This is a genomic window from Lachnospira pectinoschiza, from assembly GCF_900103815.1.
GTDB lineage: Bacteria > Bacillota > Clostridia > Lachnospirales > Lachnospiraceae > Lachnospira > Lachnospira pectinoschiza_B.
Genome location: NZ_FNHZ01000003.1, coordinates 1 through 16,970 on the forward strand (window position 1 = coordinate 1; position 16,970 = coordinate 16,970).

At 30.8% G+C, this 16,970-nt stretch carries 18 protein-coding genes and 2 riboswitches; of the genes, 7 read left to right on the forward strand and 11 right to left on the reverse strand.

Features of this window, described 5'->3' with window-relative positions; all coding sequences use genetic code 11:
• Nucleotides 1–213, reverse strand: a 213-nt coding sequence (locus BLQ66_RS05865; RefSeq protein ID WP_180364699.1) for a helix-turn-helix domain-containing protein, incomplete at its 3' end; no start/stop codon positions are given.
• Nucleotides 214–580: 367 nt separating this feature from the next.
• Between BLQ66_RS05865 and BLQ66_RS12195 the strand changes: the two genes are divergently transcribed.
• Complete coding sequence (locus BLQ66_RS12195; protein WP_272867056.1) at nt 581–709, forward strand: hypothetical protein; 129 nt, start codon at nt 581–583, stop codon at nt 707–709.
• 136 nt (nt 710–845) lie between these two features.
• Nucleotides 846–1,082: a type II toxin-antitoxin system Phd/YefM family antitoxin gene (locus BLQ66_RS05870; protein WP_074521367.1), complete on the forward strand. Its 237-nt coding sequence runs from the start codon at nt 846–848 to the stop codon at nt 1,080–1,082.
• A 643-nt stretch (nt 1,083–1,725) separates the two neighbouring features.
• On the opposite strand, the gene BLQ66_RS05875 is transcribed toward BLQ66_RS05870, so the two are convergent.
• The 3 genes from BLQ66_RS05875 to BLQ66_RS05885 form a co-directional block, all read right to left on the reverse strand.
• Nucleotides 1,726–2,028, reverse strand: a complete 303-nt coding sequence (locus BLQ66_RS05875) for a type II toxin-antitoxin system RelE/ParE family toxin (protein WP_074521368.1) — start codon at nt 2,026–2,028, stop codon at nt 1,726–1,728.
• The gene (locus BLQ66_RS05880) at nt 2,021–2,284 is read right to left on the reverse strand and encodes a type II toxin-antitoxin system Phd/YefM family antitoxin (RefSeq protein ID WP_074521369.1); all 264 of its coding nucleotides are present in this window, start codon (nt 2,282–2,284) and stop codon (nt 2,021–2,023) included. The genes BLQ66_RS05875 and BLQ66_RS05880 overlap by 8 nt, the downstream gene beginning before the upstream one ends.
• A gap of 221 nt (nt 2,285–2,505) precedes the next feature.
• Nucleotides 2,506–3,666 carry an AAA family ATPase gene (locus BLQ66_RS05885; protein ID WP_074521370.1) on the reverse strand — a complete coding sequence of 387 codons (1,161 nt, stop codon included), beginning with the start codon at nt 3,664–3,666 and terminating at the stop codon, nt 2,506–2,508.
• 392 nt (nt 3,667–4,058) lie between these two features.
• On the opposite strand from BLQ66_RS05885, the gene BLQ66_RS05890 reads away from it, so the two are divergent.
• Nucleotides 4,059–4,277: a hypothetical protein gene (locus BLQ66_RS05890; RefSeq protein ID WP_074521371.1), complete on the forward strand. Its 219-nt coding sequence runs from the start codon at nt 4,059–4,061 to the stop codon at nt 4,275–4,277.
• Nucleotides 4,278–5,041: 764 nt separating this feature from the next.
• Here the strand turns inward: BLQ66_RS05890 and BLQ66_RS05895 are convergent.
• The 4 genes from BLQ66_RS05895 to BLQ66_RS05905 form a co-directional block, all read right to left on the reverse strand.
• Nucleotides 5,042–5,299, reverse strand: coding sequence for a DUF2442 domain-containing protein (locus BLQ66_RS05895; RefSeq protein WP_074521372.1), 258 nt, complete (start codon nt 5,297–5,299; stop codon nt 5,042–5,044).
• Between the two features lie 46 nt (nt 5,300–5,345).
• Nucleotides 5,346–5,519 (reverse strand): hypothetical protein, encoded by a 174-nt coding sequence (locus tag BLQ66_RS12020; RefSeq protein ID WP_180364700.1) that lies wholly within the window; start codon nt 5,517–5,519, stop codon nt 5,346–5,348.
• A 162-nt stretch (nt 5,520–5,681) separates the two neighbouring features.
• Nucleotides 5,682–7,022, reverse strand: coding sequence for an ATP-binding protein (locus BLQ66_RS05900; RefSeq protein WP_074521373.1), 1,341 nt, complete (start codon nt 7,020–7,022; stop codon nt 5,682–5,684).
• A gap of 334 nt (nt 7,023–7,356) precedes the next feature.
• Nucleotides 7,357–8,133, reverse strand: coding sequence for an Rpn family recombination-promoting nuclease/putative transposase (locus BLQ66_RS05905; protein WP_074521374.1), 777 nt, complete (start codon nt 8,131–8,133; stop codon nt 7,357–7,359).
• A 298-nt stretch (nt 8,134–8,431) separates the two neighbouring features.
• Here BLQ66_RS05905 and BLQ66_RS05910 point away from each other — a divergent pair, with 298 nt between their 5' ends.
• The 3 genes from BLQ66_RS05910 (at nt 8,432) to BLQ66_RS05920 (ending at nt 10,299) form a co-directional block, all read left to right on the forward strand.
• Nucleotides 8,432–9,052 carry a type IV toxin-antitoxin system AbiEi family antitoxin domain-containing protein gene (locus BLQ66_RS05910; RefSeq protein ID WP_074521375.1) on the forward strand — a complete coding sequence of 207 codons (621 nt, stop codon included), beginning with the start codon at nt 8,432–8,434 and terminating at the stop codon, nt 9,050–9,052.
• A 668-nt stretch (nt 9,053–9,720) separates the two neighbouring features.
• Nucleotides 9,721–9,981 carry an AbrB/MazE/SpoVT family DNA-binding domain-containing protein gene (locus BLQ66_RS05915; RefSeq protein ID WP_074521376.1) on the forward strand — a complete coding sequence of 87 codons (261 nt, stop codon included), beginning with the start codon at nt 9,721–9,723 and terminating at the stop codon, nt 9,979–9,981.
• Entirely contained in the window at nt 9,982–10,299 is a 318-nt protein-coding gene (locus tag BLQ66_RS05920; RefSeq protein WP_074521377.1) for a type II toxin-antitoxin system PemK/MazF family toxin, read from the forward strand.
• 296 nt (nt 10,300–10,595) lie between these two features.
• Here BLQ66_RS05920 and BLQ66_RS12025 read toward each other — a convergent pair whose 3' ends face one another.
• From BLQ66_RS12025 to BLQ66_RS05930, 3 genes are all read right to left on the reverse strand, one after another.
• The gene (locus tag BLQ66_RS12025) at nt 10,596–10,748 is read right to left on the reverse strand and encodes a hypothetical protein (protein WP_180364701.1); all 153 of its coding nucleotides are present in this window, start codon (nt 10,746–10,748) and stop codon (nt 10,596–10,598) included.
• 400 nt (nt 10,749–11,148) lie between these two features.
• Nucleotides 11,149–14,130 carry an InlB B-repeat-containing protein gene (locus BLQ66_RS05925; protein ID WP_074521378.1) on the reverse strand — a complete coding sequence of 994 codons (2,982 nt, stop codon included), beginning with the start codon at nt 14,128–14,130 and terminating at the stop codon, nt 11,149–11,151.
• Between the two features lie 122 nt (nt 14,131–14,252).
• Nucleotides 14,253–15,347 (reverse strand): hypothetical protein, encoded by a 1,095-nt coding sequence (locus BLQ66_RS05930; protein ID WP_074521379.1) that lies wholly within the window; start codon nt 15,345–15,347, stop codon nt 14,253–14,255.
• 109 nt (nt 15,348–15,456) lie between these two features.
• A riboswitch (cyclic di-GMP riboswitch) is annotated at nt 15,457–15,532 on the reverse strand.
• A gap of 385 nt (nt 15,533–15,917) precedes the next feature.
• A riboswitch (cyclic di-GMP riboswitch) is annotated at nt 15,918–15,993 on the forward strand.
• A gap of 163 nt (nt 15,994–16,156) precedes the next feature.
• On the opposite strand from BLQ66_RS05930, the gene BLQ66_RS05935 reads away from it, so the two are divergent.
• On the forward strand, nt 16,157–16,930 hold the full coding sequence (locus tag BLQ66_RS05935; RefSeq protein ID WP_074521380.1) for a hypothetical protein: 774 nt from the start codon (nt 16,157–16,159) through the stop codon (nt 16,928–16,930).
• Nucleotides 16,931–16,970 lie beyond the last annotated feature (40 nt).

The window sequence follows — 16,970 nt, forward strand, 5'->3', positions numbered from 1 at the left end:
AAGAGCTAGACTGTCTACTTCCCTAAGATAATGGTAATCGTTTTTATATTTGGCAGGTGTCACAGTGGGGAATTTGCCCGTAGCTTTGTAGCCGTCAATCTTATCAGAAAGCATAAGATTCCAGACCTTACGACAACAGCCGAAGGTCTTAGCAAACATAACTTCTTGTTCAGTTGTAGGATATACTCTGTACTTAATTGCCTTATTTGCCATCTTTCTTTCCTTGTGCTTGAATGTATTGTTTAATAATATCTACAGTAACACCGTCTGAGTAATACGATAGATTTATACTTATATTATACAATCAAATTACAAAGTAGTCAAACAAATGTTCTCATAACAATTATATGTAACAAAAAATGCCGTGTTATTCGCAATTCATCCCACCACCTACACTTCGTTTAGAGGTGGGGAATTTCTTGCTCACGGCATGTTAAATTATTTAGCGAAAAGGGCGAAGTAAGAATTTCGATTGTGACTAAATACTTAGGCTACTTTGAGGAAATTTGCAATAAGAGAAGTTCTATAATATAGACCAGCTAATGAGTTTAAATTTATTGCTCAAAATGGTGTTGTAGTTATGATGAAAAATGATGAAGGAAATTTCTTACCATACAAAGATGACTATGACAACATCATTCTTGCTGCTGTTGATTATGCAGAAATTAAGGATGTCTTAGCATCTAAAGGCATTACTCTTTTAAGCTAGTTTAAGCAAAATATTTAATTTAAAGGCTACCTTCGGGTAGTCTTTTTTAATGCTTTTGATAAAAATAAATTACGAATTGGCTAATATATTGTATAATGTAATTAGCTAATTTGTTATGTATTCGAAAGGAGTGTTTATGGTAAAAGCAATTGCAACATCAACAGAATTTAAAAATAAATTCGAACATTTTTTAAATATTGCATTGAACGGAGGTGAAATAATAGTTACAAAAAATGGGAAAGAAGTTGGAAGATTTATACCCTCGAATACGGTTACTTCTTTTTTGTCAGAATCCTTGTTAGGAATTATAGACGATGATGAAACAGACTATAGAGAGGAATCTTTAAAATCAAAATATGAAATTAGTGATTGATGCGAATATAAAATGTTACATTTCTAATATTTAAGGCATAAGCCACGTTTGATGGACTTATTAAAAACGATAACATTATTATAAATGTAACTAAAACTAATAATTTCCGACCTTTGCCCTTTTGCGATTGCCACGCTTTTATCATACCTTAACCTCCTAAGATTTATTTTTTATGAGTATAACCTCTAAAATAAATATAGAAGATTTTTCAAGGAATTTTAGGCTATATATAACTTTTTGCCATTTAGACTTTTACTTTTCTTGTAAACTTAGTGGTGGGTTTTCATTTAACCAAAATAAATTTACTAGATAAAAAAATAACGCCATGAAACCATGACGTAGAAAGCTATTGATATTAATAAAACATGCAAACTTTTTAAATAAATCCAGCGACTGATTTTGACTTCAACGTACAAAGCCTCGTCAAATGGCGAGGCTCTCCCAGTTTAAAAACTGTCTTATTTAATGCCCTCGACTATATAGACGAGAGCATTTTGTGATTAAATTGATTAAATCGTCATTGAGACCAATCGTTTTTTTAATCTGTTTTTATCGCTTGTTATATAAAATTTTTCCTAAAAAGCAGACTATTTAGGTTGCTATTTTTTTTGCGCTTCATCTTTTAATTTTGACAGTACTTTGGCTATAAATCCCTCCCTTGATACTGAACGGTTACTACATATACAACCTTTCTGTTTTCATTAATTCTGAAAATAGCAATGTAGTTATCTATAACAAGCTGCTTGTATCCTTTTCCTGTGTATCTTCCAACTAGCCTATCCTGATGCGACTGCAGAAGTTCTGCTAATCCAAGAATTACTTTTTTAATTCGACTGATTTGACCTCCTGTATTTTCAGGAGCTAGCTTTTCATGTGCAATATAAGCATATATATCTTCAATATCTCTATATGCTCTTTTCATTAATTTAACTTGATACTTATCCAAAATACTTTTTCTCCAATTTCGAAAAAGCCGCTTTGGCATCAATAGCTTCTCCTGTTTCCGCAAATTCTTGTTCTGCCTCAAAAATAGCCTGATCAATGCGATTTTCCCTAGCAAACCAGTCATAATATTCCGAACTCATTACTACAAGATCGCTATACCCGTTCTTTGTAAAATGAATTGGTTCTCTATTCTTGTGTGCTAATTCTGATACTTTACTTGTATCTCTTAAATCTCTAATTGGTAAAATTATCGGCATAGATAACTCCTCCTATATGTAAGTATAGTGTAGTATAATTATGCTACATTGTAAATCAATCTCTACATACATTGTATACTGTAAACTACTCATAACTAAAGTTATGAGCTTCAATTCAGGTCTTACGACCTCTTTTAAGATAATTAGAATTTCAATTTCTCATTGATTTTTTCAATTTGTTTCTGAGCCTTCACAAATGCAAGCAATTAAATTTTCAGCCATTAATGAACCCCCAACTCTGTTCTGGAATTAATTATAACTTCTTTTAAATCTATATAAGATTCATAAAGAGGTGCCGTACCTTCAAGATAACCGCTTTTAAATGCATCACTCTTTTTTATATCATTTCTCTTTAATAAATTACACAATTTTTCAGCAGAAATTCCATTTTTGTTTCGCACTATATAAATATTGTCAGATCGTTCGAATTCATCTAATAATTCAGAATAATGAGTGGAAAATATTATAGTAGCACCCATCTTATTTACAATTGGATTTGTAAAAAATCTATATAATGTTACAACTATTTCTCGATTTAAGTGATTTTCTAATTCATCCACTAATAGATAACCACCTTTATTAAAAACCATCATCGCATTAAGAAAAACATTTAATCCTTTTACAGTTCCAGAAGAAAGATATTTTTCGCATTGTAAAGGATTTGATAACGAAATTGCATCTTTACCATAAAATTTTAGCTTTATTTCAGAGCTGTTCTTGTCAAATATAATTGATTCAATGCTAGGATCTAAAAACTTAATCAACTCGTGAGGATAGTTCTCAATTAATCTTAACATATTCATATTCATATTTGTATAATTAAGTAAATCTCTAACAAATATTTTATTATTCTTGCTTATAGCTATTGCTATACTTACATCATCTGATAAAAATTCAGCAGTATTGTCACGCTCTTTAAATAAATTTGTATTTTCATAAGACACTATATCTTTTTTTGAATGAATTTTTGATATTGATTTTTTCCATATTTTTTCTGCCCCGAAAATAAATCTATTATCTATCTCGTTATTTCTGACGCTTATAATTTCAGATTGAAGCTTATATAGATTATTGTTGTCATCATAGAATATCACTTCTATATTTACTTTTTTAGAATCTGTAAAAACATCTCGATTGACAATATAATTTAAAGACTGTCCGTTAATCAATTCTAAAGCAAAAGAAATTAATTTTAATACAGAAGTCTTACCAGAAGCGTTGATACCTACAACTGAAATGACATTGTTTGTATATACGTTTTTAAATATATTTGAAAGCATATCACTATTATCTTTTATAACTCTTTGTTCAGCGAAAAAATCTATACTAACTTTATCATTAAAGAGCATTAATCCATCTGCTGATATTTTTAAAATTTTCATATTTTCCTCCTTTTATTACAATATAATAATAACATCCTTTATAGATACCATCAAATATTTAAACGCATTATCCGATTAAATTTCATAAATAACCTATAAGTTTGACAATATCATCAATCTTTAAACAGATTTTACGTCTAAATTAATTTCTCTATATAATTATAGAGAATTTTCTGTGAATTTCAGGATATATATAAGTTTTCTGACTTTTAAATTAATTAGGGTAGTAGCAATAAATTTTATATATAAAAATAATGCCCTCGACTATATATCCGTATACAGCATAATATAAATAGAAGGTGAGAGATTAGAATGACACACGAACTGAAAATCTTACGAAAAATAATATGGTCGCTTAATAGAAATGGATGATTTTATGAAGGAGGTAGTATATGGCTACTCAAATGGAGAAAAGAACATTACCCACAATATCACACCAATCAATTATGTTAGCGAAGCAAGCCAGATTGGAACAACAGAAAAACGGATATGTGAATGTGAAGTGCCCAAAATGCAACGGCACACCAGAGATTACGATGACTTCGCACGGTGAACGGACTATCATCAGTTGTCCTTGCGGCTATATAAAAAATATAGAAATCAATTTTTAAGAGAAATAAAAAAAATCCACCCTTACCATTTTGGTTTGAGTGGATTTTATTTTGTAGAAATTATAGTATTTCTTTTAATTTTTCTTGAACGCCAATTATATCAATAGGTTCTAATCTTCGTCAAATTCCATTGGTAAAAATAGAAGAATTTTCACATTAAGTTATATATAGCTATTTCTAATCGATATTTTCCAAAGTTTTTTACATTATATCGAATAATCGAAGAAATTCGCATTAAAAAAGCCGACTAGATTTCTCTAGCCGACTTCCTAAATTGATTTAGACTAATACAAATTTACTTATCTTCAACCATATCGTTTAAAATGTCTTGAAGATCCTTAATATCTTTGTTGTCAGGACTCTTTTCAAGTGCATTATTTACAATTTAAAGAATTAATCTAATAAATCCTTGAAACTGCTTGTTTGTCATTTCCATTTCTTCTTCCATACTCGATACCTCCTATCGAGTCCTTTCTCTAAAATATTTCAAGTTAGAGAAGAACTCATAATCGGACTTCTCTATTTATCTCTAAAAGAGAAACCCTTCTTGATAAGGATATTATAACATAAAAAAGCTTATTTAATCTTGTAATCGATATTCCTCCTTTAACATATTATTTACTTCAAGAAAAATATAGAAGATTTTCAAGGATTTTTATGATATATATAAATTTTTCTGATTTTCAAATTAACTAGGGTAGTAGAAGTAAATTTTATATATATAAATAATGCCCTCGACTATATAGCCGAGAGCATTTTGTGATTTACTGAATAGAATACAACATATCTGGAGCTATGTCTAAACAATTAGTTGGATTATATTCTCCAGATGTATCCCAAGCCAATGTATGATTCATTACAGTACAGCGGCTCATGTAAAAATCCTTATCTTTGAGTTTTGTGAAACCCCCTTTTTCTAACAGATGACTTGCATCATAATTTACAATTTTGCCATCTTGAAATAGGACTTCTACTACGTAATTTTCATGTGGTATTACTTGTACAACCTCTGGCGTAAACATAAAACCTCCTTACATTAATGCGTCAATCTCAATAAGTTCGTCAGCTTCAAGGATTTTGTGATACATAGTCGTCATACCGCTGCATTAAGAGCTTCATGGTGTCTTCATGGGGCGTAATGCGACTATTTTCCATATCATCAATACCTTTATCCAATTTTTCTAAAAGCTCAGTTGTTTCAACAACAGACATTGTGGCATCCATATCTAATCCTCCTGACATACTGCATTCTCCTTTCTCTGTTATTCCAAGTCAGAGAAAGTTCCTCGAAGGACTCCTTCTGTTCTCCCAAAGAGAATCCTTCTTGGTAGGGACATTATATCATTTTATGACCTTTTTGAATAACCTTCTACTAGTTAATCTTATAAATTAATCTCCTAATAATTATAAAAATGGTAACATATAAATTGGAATATAGTTTATTCCATTTTCACGTTTATAATCTTTTGTATGAACTACATATTTATCCTTTATTCTTCTACTAAATTTATCACAAAACATATCTAATGATTTATGTGCTCTATAATTACCTGATTTTACTTCAATAGGACATATTTTATTACCAATAGAGATAAGAAAATCAATTTCATAAATATGATTTGATGTTGTATTTTCCATAGTATAATAAAATAAATTATTACCTTTCGTTCTTAGTATTTGAGCAACAACATTTTCATAAATATATCCTAAATTAGCTTCTAGCTTATTTGAAAGTAGTTTGCTATATATAATATTTTCCGTATATTTCTTATCTTTGAACGCTAATGTTATAAATAATCCAACATCAGAAGCAAACAATTTAAACCTTTTCAAATCTTTGTCTAAAGACATTCCGACATTAGGATCATTTGCACGATATGCGATGTTTACGGTATAAGAACTTAAAATATCTGCGAGTAATTCATTAAAACGCTCAAATCTTATGCCTTCTTTCACTGATGAGAGAACGTATCTAGATGAATTGTTACTTAAATTAGCTGGTATATTGTCATATATTCCACTAACTAAACCAGTATTATCTATTTTTATAAAATCTTCTTCATATAAATCTATTATTTCTCTTTTAATTTCATCTACCGATTGTAGATTGTTAGTTTCAATATAAGTCTCCACAGCTTGTGGCATGCCACCAATGAGCATATACAATCTAAAAATTCGCATCAAATTCTTATGCATTATATTTCCAGCTGGTCTTTTGTTTCTAATAAGAGTTTTTATAGTTTCTGCAGTTATATCATCATTAATAGCCCATAAAAATTCCTCAAAATCCATAGGATACATTGATATTTTATGTTCTTCACTTGGAATTAAAATATCTTTTGTATTTTTCTTAATAGATATTAGTGAACCTGTTTCAATATAATTGTATCTACCATCAGCCACTAAATACTTAATTGCCTGTCTGGCTTTTGGAAATAATTGAATTTCATCAAATATAATTACTGATTCCTTATTATAAAGCCTTGTTTTTGTTAACTGTTGTAGTTGCAAAAAAAAGAAATCAAGATCATACATATCATCAAATAATTCCATTATTTCTTTACTTGTATTTGCAAAATCTATTTTAACATATGACTTAAATTCATTGGCAGCAAATTCCTCTGCTATGGTCGATTTACCTATTCGTCTTGCTCCCTTTATAAGAAGGGCATATTTATTACTATATTTCTCTTTCCAATCTAAAAGTTCTTTATAAATTTTCCTTTTAAAGATAGTATTCTTCATGGTTTGAACCTCCTTATGATTTTATTATAACGCAAATCCCCATATTAATAAAGCTCAAAAATACACAAATCCCCATATTGAAAACTTTAAAATATACACAAATCCCCATATTGAAAACTCTAAAATATACACAAATCCCCATATAATTATTAAAATGTTTGTACCAGTCAAGAAAATTAGTAGTGTAAAAATATGTATATCTCTCCATCTCCACAACAAAAAAAAGCCGACTAGATTTCTCTAATCGACCTTCTTTTAATTTAGCTAATACCTTTCATTTTGTATTTTTGTATTTCTATAATGGATTATTTTAAAAAAAGGGTTTTAAACTTTATTATTCATTTAAAAGCTCTTTCTTTACAGCATCCCAATATTTTTCTGGGATATATAATTTTATTAACGCTTCGTCTATTGAAATGCTTTCTTTTTCTCTAATGGTTCTAATTTGGTTTACATATGCCATAATAATACCTTCTTGTTTTGCATCCATCATTTTTGCTTCTAAGACCATATACTCACCTCTCGTTTCACTATCCAACTTTATTTCGTTAATAGTATCATTAATAGATGAAGTAAAATCATCTGAAACTACATTGTTTTTTAAATAATTAATAAACTTACCCAACTTTGTTTCATTAGATATTTCTGCACTTGTATTCACAATTATTTTATTAGCTTCATCTCCATATATTATATCATGTTTTTTGCTATATGTGATAAATTCGTATATAGGCTCATTATATCCAAACAAATCTTTCGTGCAAACGAAAATGACATAGCTTTCTTTTAGATCATTAAAATCTCGTGCTTTCTCTAAACTTGACACATCCATCACACCCTGATAAAATCGAGAGCGTTTAGGGATATTTGCAAAGTTAGATGTTTGCATTTCAATATTATAAACTGTAGTTTCATCTTGAAGAAAGACATCAAGACGGACACCACGTTTATCATAGTCTATATTAAGCGTTTTTTCAGCTTCAATATATTCTATTTTTTCTATTTTCTTATCAAGGATAAGTTCTAGAAATTCTTTGCAGATGTCCTTTTTTCTCATTACTTTCGAGAACATAAAATCATCTGTTAAAGTTAAGTCTTTAAAATTCTTCATGTTAATATTCTATTAGCTAAATCATAACTCCATTAAATTAAAATACATAATAAATATGGAAGAAAATTCAAGGAATAAGAAAAGAGCTACTAACGACTAGTAATGTCATTAAGTTAAGAGCATTTTAGTAACTTGACAGCGTAAATTACTTTCAATGAACTCAAAAAGCTAAAAAGCAAATTGTAGTGGTAAACTCTTTGATATGTCTTATCTAAATTGCTTTTTTGACAAAAGATGTTATTATTAAGTTGAAAATAGATGTATTTTCAAAACCGCTAATAACACAGGAGGAAATATTATGTATGAAACTATAATTATAAACGAATTTAATAAACATATAGTTTTAACAGCAGAAGATATACAAAAATCAAATAATAATTGTTTAGATCGTGCAATCATGAATACAGAATTAAAAAGAATGTGTGATAAGGGTGAAATATATCGCATCGGAAGAGGGATATATACACGCTGTCGAAATACAAAATGGGGTAAAATTTTACCAGCAGAAAATGATATTGTACAGGAATTCTATTATACTGCTGGTGGATATTTATCAGATGTATCATATTTAAATAAGATCGGTATTACGACACAGATACCAGCAGCAAAATACATTACAGCTAATAAATTTCGACACAAGCTTTATGTGCTAAATAATACCGTTATAAAAAAGCCAAAGATTGAAATCACACATGAAAACTGTGCTTATTTACAATTGCTTGATGGCATTGAAACATATTTATTTAACAGTATCGAATGTGAGAATCCAATGCTGCCTTTTATTAATGAAATATTTGCTCAAAATTTAGATATTTTGAAATTAACTGTTTTAGCAAAGCGTTATTATTCTAAAAAAGTATTTGAGTATATTATTAAATTGGAGGAACAGATTTATGATGACATTACACTTGAATCCTAATGAATTTAAGGATCTTAAAACTTTTCAAAATACTTTGCAGCATTAATAATATCTTTTATATTCATAAAACCTCATAATAAAAAACTAAAGCTCAAAGGAAATACCTAAGAGCTTTAGCACTGGCAATCGTTCACGATTCTTTTTTTATACAGGGAAGTGCTCGGTTCAGCCAGCATGAATCCCTCGGCAAGCGAGCCTGTCTATATACAATAGATAACATATTCTAAATTTATTGTCAATCTAACTGCACATTATAAATATAGAAGAAATCTTATATTGAGTTATATATAGTTTTCCTTTTTTTTAATCTTTATGAGTATAGTTTTCAATTAGAAAAAGGGTAGTGCTTTTTTAACTGATGTTGAATTTTATTTGTTGTATACTTTTCTTTCATTATAATCCAAGGGGTGCAGGATATTTATACAGATACTGATGTTTTGGAAATATCTAGTGAACTACTCACGACTAAAGTCACGAGTGTTAGCCCATTAACTCATAAAATAGCTTTATATAAAGCGTCAGATGAAGAAAGAAAAACCCATGCGGATTCAATTTCACAACGATTTGACCAAAATTAAAAGGATTCTGGATTTCTTAATTCATTAACAATATGCATATAATGATATACTATAATGATATACAATGTATATTATAAAGGAGTGATGAATATGCAAATTTCAGTTTCTAAATGGGGTAACTCTTTAGGAATAAGAGTTCCTATAAATGTTGTAAATACATTATCAATAAAAAGTGGAGATACGCTTAATTATGAAATAAAAGATAATCAATTAATTCTAAGTAAAAAAATCTCTACTAAAGAAATGTTTGAAAAATTTTACAATAAACCCATGGAAGAAATAACAATTGATGATATAGGTAAGGCTGAGGCAATTGATTGGGGAGAAGATATTGGAGGTGAAATTTTCTAAATGTATAAACGTGGTGACATAATCATGGTAAATTTCAATCCTACAAAAGGGCATGAGCAAGGAAATTTTAGACCAGCCTTAATCTTAAATGATTTGTTATTGCCAAGTGATATGAATGTTGTTGTTCCTATTACTACAAAAAAGAAATCATATCCATTAGAAGTTGAATTAGATGATAGGACGAAAACTCAAGGTGTTATTTTATGTTTTCAGATACGAACTATAGACTTACATGCTAAGGCTTCACATTTTGTAGAAAGATTACCAGATGATTTATTAGAAGTTTGTGTTGATTATATAAAAAGAATTTTAGAATGATTATTGGGAAAATCTAGCCACACTAGTACAATAATCTAATTTTTACTAGTGCAAGGAAAAACAATTATGAGAATACCAGTCGCATAAGAAATTCAGGATAAAATTAATAATGAAGATGTACTTGTAGCCGTAGTAAAAATAGAAGAATTTTCACATTAAGTTATATATAGCTATTTCTATTCGATATTTTCCAAAGTTTTTTACATTATATCGAATAGTGTAAGAAATTCGCATTAAAAAAAGCCGACTAGATTTTTTCTAGCCGACTTCCTAAATTGATTTAGATTAATGCAAATTTACTTGTCTTCAAGCATGTCGTTTAAAATGTCTTGAAGTTCCTTAATATCTTTGTTGTCAGGATTCTTTTCAAGTGCATTATTCACAATTCTAAGAATTAATCTAATAAATCCTTGAAATTGCTTGTTTGTCATTCCCATTTCTTCTTCCATACTCGATACCTCCTATCGAGTCCTTTCTCTAAAATATTTCAAGTTAGAGAAGAACTCATAATCGGACTTCTCTATTTATCTCTAAAAGAGAAACCCTTCTTGATAAGGATATTATAACACAAAAAGCTTATTTAATCTTGTAATCAATATTGCTCCTTTAATATGTTATACAATATAAATATAGAAGAAATCTTATATTAAGTTATATATAGATTTTTCTAACCGATTGGAATTCCAATCGGTTAAAATTTGGATTATATCAATGATACATTAATGTAAACTGAAAAGTAGGTAATATATTATGATTTTTAAAGACAAACAACCCTTGTATCGAGTTATATATAGCTTTTATCTCCGCAACTAAAAAAGCCGACTAGATTTCTCTAATCGACTTCTTATCTTAGTAAATATCTACAATATGTTCATGTAATCTATTAAGGATTGAGCCTTCTTTTCCAGAAGCAACTGTTATCTTAACATTTCTATTAAGTGTCTTAACCTTTGTTTTATCTGCTTCGCCATCTTTTACAAGTCCATTTACATAGACCTGATTATTATTAATAAAGCTATCCACATGAACGTCACCCTTATAGGCTGTTACCTTGATTGTATCTTCACCTGGTGTGGCATAGAGTGGTGTAAGAATGATAAATTCTTGAACCCATGTACCATCATCGCTATCTGTGATTAGCTGACCTAGATTAGATTCCCTATCAACGTATAAGACATCACTTGTAATCTCTACAAGTTTTTGTGCGTCATAAGGTTTATCAAGGCTTTCTGTGTATATATACAAAGGATAATCCTCTGATATATACCAGTTATCTGGGAATTCTATACGAATTGCATTTGCATAGCCAAATGTACTAACCTTTAGAGTGAAATACTCACCTCTGATTAATTCTGCTTCTGATGTATCTTCGCCTTGCTTTGTCTTAGCTTCAACCTTTAAATCAAAAACAGAACTATTAGTTGTATTTTCCAAAATGTTTGACACATTATCTTCTAAGTGATAAGTAACACCATAGTCACCATTGAATAAGTTATCTGCAAAATCTTCAAGATTAACTGTCATAACATCAAAGCTATTCCAATCTATATGAGTGTATCTATTATACTCGTCAAGCTCTTGGTTTTCTGCCTTGCCTATTGTAACTACTTGTGAATTGTCATAATTTGTTATCACAATGCTAGACTTATCTAAGTTAAGTCCTGAAATATTATCGTGACCTATTAGGCTAACGATATAGTCTGTGAAATTAGACTTATCAAGACCTACGATATTTTCTAGCTTATCTATACCTTCAAGTGTTGGTATATCATTATCACCTATTAGTGATGTGTAACCATCTGTATCGTGATAAGTAGTTGTTTCATCATAACTTATATGTGAATCATACCAAGTATCTCTCATTATTACCCATGCTACAACTAGCTTTTGGTTATCATCTGTTAGATTAATTGTGTTGTAGCCAGTTCCATATATATTTTTGCCATCTTCTGACTTATTAGATGTGAAACTAGCTGTTGTAGTAGTCTGAACATTTTCTGTATCTGTATTTGATACATAATCATATCCAAAACTCTCAATGTAATACCAACTTGAAGTTAGCACTTTGTCGCCATTCTTGAATAGTGCCTGACGTTTATATTGCCAATCAGTAGCATAATTTGTATTTAGATAATATCCCATCTGCGTACCACTCACATTTGCATTACCAAGGCTTGTAACAATAGGTGTGTCTGAATAATAGAAATAACCCGTTGGGCTGTCTATTGCCTTGTTTTGCCAAAGTGGTGCAAAAGGTGTAGACGAATTACTTGTATTAGCATTTGGTTTTTCGACATCGTTACCATTTTCGTCTGTAAAATGTTTCCAAACCGCAACTAAAGTAACTGTTCCGTCAGAGCTTCGCAAATTCTTAAAGCTCTCATTAGCGTTTATATATGACTTTGTTCCAATGCCAACGCTTGGATCTGTATTTGTATTATTAGTAAAGCCGCCATAATTTGAACCGTCATATACTTGCCAACTTCTAAACTCATAATCATCTCTAGTTACGCTATCAGGGGCTTTAATTGTTTGGTCAAAACGTACACGCTTATCTGGAATTTGTTCCTCATTTGCAAGGTTCATATCGTAATGCACCGTATAGCTTATAGGTTTCCAGATTGCGTAAAATGTTATCGTTGTTCCATTATTTATAGCTTCACCTGATGATTTAGCAACTACATTAGTGCCTACTCTATTTAGACCACCAAGACTTGAACTAAAGGACAATGAGCTATAAGAAGGGTTAGTAGACCAACCAACAAATTCATAGCCTGTTCTTTGCAAGCTAGAGCCACTTGGCATTGTTATACTATTACCTGCCCTAACATTTTTAATGGTGCTTACGCTGCCTGTTGGATTTGTTGTAATAGTATCGCCATAGATGTTTCTAGTAGTTACGCTTGTAGGATTTGAGTTAAATACAACATCATAGGTGAATTTATAATATATCCTTATTTCCACGCTTGAATTAAGGGTTTGCGTTCCCGTGGATGTCGTTCCTATCTGGGTTTCGACACCATTTTCAATCTTAGTAATCTTTTCTACATAGACATTAGAACGATTTGAGCGTGTGTCAGTAATACTGTATGTTGTACTTCCTTTAAGTGCATCCATGCAAACATCGTTTTGCCAATTATCTGTTCCTGAAAATTTGAAATTTCCATACGAGCCATCTGTAAATTCTTGCCATGAAGAACCATTCCATATCATAGGGTTTACGTTGATGTTCGCAAATTGGTCTGGATCATCTTCCCAAACGATTGTGATAGTGTAAATATCATTGTTACCTCTCATTGTTGGAGTACGACCTGAATTCTTGTCATTAAGCCAATCACCTTGATAAATTCCACAATCTACAAAGATAGATGTTTTACTAGGCTGATAGGTTGACATATATCCACCTGAACTATCATATACACCTTTAATTTTTTTGCCTTTAGGGGCATTAGTTACATTTATATATAAGTATGGAGTATTGCTTTGAAAGTTGCCACTAACTGATGTATGACTAACATTAGTTCCTTGTGTGCCAAAGTTAAATACTGAACTTGATGTTCTACCTGCATTATAGTTAACATACTGCCAAGCCTTAAAGGCTGAACTACCACCGTATTGATTAGCACCATTATCAAGAGAGTCATACCATGTGATTGTATAATCACCACTTGCACCTTCTTGACCAATATCAATATAGAATGTAGCGTCTCTAACATTTAAGGCATAAACCACGTTAGATGAGCTTGTTAAAAATACTAACATTATCACAAAGGTCACTAATACTAATAACTTCCGACCTTTGTCTTTCTTTGATTGCCATGATTTAATCATACCTATACCTCCTAAGATTTATTTTTTGAGTATCATTACCTCTAAAACAAATATAGAAGATTGACAATAAAAAATAGCCACTTCAAAAGAAGTGACTATATATAAATAATATAAGAAAAAGATTAATCTATACCATGAGCAAGAGCTGTGTTCCAAACAGTTTCTACTACCTTATCAAAACCTTCTTGACCTGGTTCATATCCACAACTTGAAGTCATCCTCGCAATTGATAAATCAGAATTAAATACAATTAATCTTCCCTTTGCAGTAGGAGAACCGTTTTTATGTCTAGCGAAAAAAATTTGCTTGTTATTTGTAGATTCTAAATTACCCCATGTTAATTGCCAATCATCTGTTAAATCATCACCACTTAGTAATGAAATAGCCTTAATATACTGACTATCTGAACTTGATGAATTAGTTGTTGAAGAACTATCTGAACCACTTGTGTCATTAGAGCTTGCATCTCCTGAATTAGATGTGTCATTTGCAACATCATTAGATGAAGAATTGTTAGTAGCTACATTTGAACTTGAAGCCTTTGCTTCTGCTTGTGCTTTAGCTTCTGCTTCGGCTTGTGCCTTAGCTGCTTCTTCCTCGGCTGCTTTCTTTTCCTCTTGTTCTACCATGTAACTTGCATACTCTGATGCTGTGTAAAACTTCAAACCCTCGTCTGTTGTAAGTACATTTGTTACAACATCCTTGTCTACGTCATAGCACACGCAAAAATACATATATAAACTAAAATGTGTAGTCTCAAATGTTACTGTGCTATCTTCGTAAGTTGTATTACAAGCTTCAAGTGAGTTTGTATCTGGGTTGTAGTAGTAAACCTTATATTCTGTTGTATAGCCTTCTGGTGCTTCTAACTTGTCTAAAGTCTTAGTGATAGAAACTGTTCCATTTGGCTGAACCTTCTCATTATTAGCATCTGTTATATTAAAATCGAAACTTGTTGCACTTGTATAAGTACCTGCAAGACCTGAATTTTCAATAGCCTGATTCATTTCATCTGTCATATCAACGGCTTCTGAATTAAAGGTAAGTCCTTCAAGTTCAATACCCTCAACGCTTGAACCGTCTGCACTTGTAAGTGTTTCCGTTACAACCTCTGTTTCATTATCTGTTGTATTCTTCTTAGATCCACACGCTGTTAAAACGCTTGATAGGGCGAGTGTGGAAATTAAAAGTGTTGTGATTAATTTACTCTTTCTCATAATTTCTCCTTAATTCTAGGGCAAAAAAATAACGCCATGAAACCATGACGTACTAAATGCGCGTTGCTTTAAATGGCATGAAAGAGCGAGGACTCTGCATTTAAACAACTTTTGCAACTGGCTGGCATGTTAAAGCCCCTATAGTTTTGTGTCATAAAGTTTCCTTTATTTTACCCATTATATATTTATTTTAGTGCGGAATTTATTATACAACTATAGTATTTGTATAGTCAACAGTAAATGTTAACAAGTCACGTTTTCTTTACCATCCTGGGTATTTCCTGCGCAAGTTAGAAAGTAAGTCGCGTGGCAAACTCTCACACGTACTTCTTTTTATGAAAATATATCTCTACTGTCACTTTAAAATCAAAATCACATAAACTCTACAAAGTAGAGTTTATGTGATTTTGAAATTTACTTCAAGAATTTATTTCAAATTTTAATAAAACTTTAATAATATATTATAGTACATTTTCAAAAATTCTCTTAAATTACAATTCCAAGAAAATTATTTCTTGACTAGTTAAATTGCTTTTTATATAATAGCTGTGCTTTGTTTTAAATCGAACAATCATATATGGGTAAAATATGGGAAACCATGTGACACAAAACTACAGGGGCTTTAAACTGCCAGCCAGTTGCATAATAATTATGGAAATAATCGACAATCCGCACTTTCGAGCATTCCATACATCTAATTTAAAAGCACCGTTCATTTGCGTCATGATTTCATGGCGTTATTTTTTTGCCCAAAATTGATATTTGTTGATTTGAAAAATGTTAATGAGGCGCAAAGGAGAAATAAATTTATGAACATGAAGAAAATAATAGCAACTAATCTAATAATCGCATCAACACTCGGAGCAGTATTAATGACACCAAGTCTAGCAAAGGCGGAGTTAATTTATAAGGATGCTCCATATATTCAACCTGAAGCTGAATGGAAAAAAAATGTCGATATTGATTATATTCTACGAGGAGAATGGAGATATATCCAGAAAGCTTATCTAGGTACTAGATATTTAACTGATGAAGAGATTGAATCTTACATGCAGCAAGTTTATGATAATCCAGCTGAAGCAGATAGACGACAAGCTGAATATGAAAGATTTCAGCATGGAAACCTTGATGTTCAATTATATCGTTATGACCGTAGAATAGGATATATTGTAAATAACAAAACAGAAGAAAGATTAGTTGATGAAGAAGCTAGACAAGCTGCTGCACAATCTACTCCAGCTCCTACTCAAGAAGTAGAAGATACTTCCAACTCTACCAATAGCAATTCATCAAGCAACGCAAGTTCTACAACAGAAACTAATAATACTAAAGTAACTGAAAGTGAAACATCTGAACCAGAAACTGAAACTCCAGAAGAGACTTCCGAAAGTATTGAAGAAAGCACAGATCTTTCTGAAGAAGCAACAGAAGAAACATCTGAAGAAACTTCCCCTAAAAAGAAAAAAAGCAAAAATCCTGTTATATACGTAGTTGATAGCGTAGGCGATTTCTTTGTAACAATAGGAAATAGTGTTGCACATTTCTTTGGTGGCATCGGAAGAGCTGTCACAAGTATTTTTTAATTTAGGCGCGAAGGAGAAATAATCGCATCAACACTCGGAG

What these genes read in the sequence shown, in the direction of transcription:
- BLQ66_RS12195 (WP_272867056.1), top strand. Translation starts at nt 581, where the DNA reads ATGATGAAAAATGATGAAGGAAATTTCTTACCATACAAAGATGACTAT.
- BLQ66_RS05870 (WP_074521367.1), top strand. Translation starts at nt 846, where the DNA reads ATGGTAAAAGCAATTGCAACATCAACAGAATTTAAAAATAAATTCGAA.
- BLQ66_RS05880 (WP_074521369.1), bottom strand. Translation starts at nt 2,284, where the DNA reads ATGCCGATAATTTTACCAATTAGAGATTTAAGAGATACAAGTAAAGTA.
- BLQ66_RS05885 (WP_074521370.1), bottom strand. Translation starts at nt 3,666, where the DNA reads ATGAAAATTTTAAAAATATCAGCAGATGGATTAATGCTCTTTAATGAT.
- BLQ66_RS05890 (WP_074521371.1), top strand. Translation starts at nt 4,059, where the DNA reads ATGGCTACTCAAATGGAGAAAAGAACATTACCCACAATATCACACCAA.
- BLQ66_RS05895 (WP_074521372.1), bottom strand. Translation starts at nt 5,299, where the DNA reads ATGTTTACGCCAGAGGTTGTACAAGTAATACCACATGAAAATTACGTA.
- BLQ66_RS12020 (WP_180364700.1), bottom strand. Translation starts at nt 5,519, where the DNA reads ATGTCAGGAGGATTAGATATGGATGCCACAATGTCTGTTGTTGAAACA.
- BLQ66_RS05900 (WP_074521373.1), bottom strand. Translation starts at nt 7,022, where the DNA reads ATGAAGAATACTATCTTTAAAAGGAAAATTTATAAAGAACTTTTAGAT.
- BLQ66_RS05905 (WP_074521374.1), bottom strand. Translation starts at nt 8,133, where the DNA reads ATGAAGAATTTTAAAGACTTAACTTTAACAGATGATTTTATGTTCTCG.
- BLQ66_RS05910 (WP_074521375.1), top strand. Translation starts at nt 8,432, where the DNA reads ATGTATGAAACTATAATTATAAACGAATTTAATAAACATATAGTTTTA.
- BLQ66_RS05915 (WP_074521376.1), top strand. Translation starts at nt 9,721, where the DNA reads ATGCAAATTTCAGTTTCTAAATGGGGTAACTCTTTAGGAATAAGAGTT.
- BLQ66_RS05920 (WP_074521377.1), top strand. Translation starts at nt 9,982, where the DNA reads ATGTATAAACGTGGTGACATAATCATGGTAAATTTCAATCCTACAAAA.
- BLQ66_RS12025 (WP_180364701.1), bottom strand. Translation starts at nt 10,748, where the DNA reads ATGGAAGAAGAAATGGGAATGACAAACAAGCAATTTCAAGGATTTATT.
- BLQ66_RS05925 (WP_074521378.1), bottom strand. Translation starts at nt 14,130, where the DNA reads ATGATTAAATCATGGCAATCAAAGAAAGACAAAGGTCGGAAGTTATTA.
- BLQ66_RS05930 (WP_074521379.1), bottom strand. Translation starts at nt 15,347, where the DNA reads ATGAGAAAGAGTAAATTAATCACAACACTTTTAATTTCCACACTCGCC.
- BLQ66_RS05935 (WP_074521380.1), top strand. Translation starts at nt 16,157, where the DNA reads ATGAACATGAAGAAAATAATAGCAACTAATCTAATAATCGCATCAACA.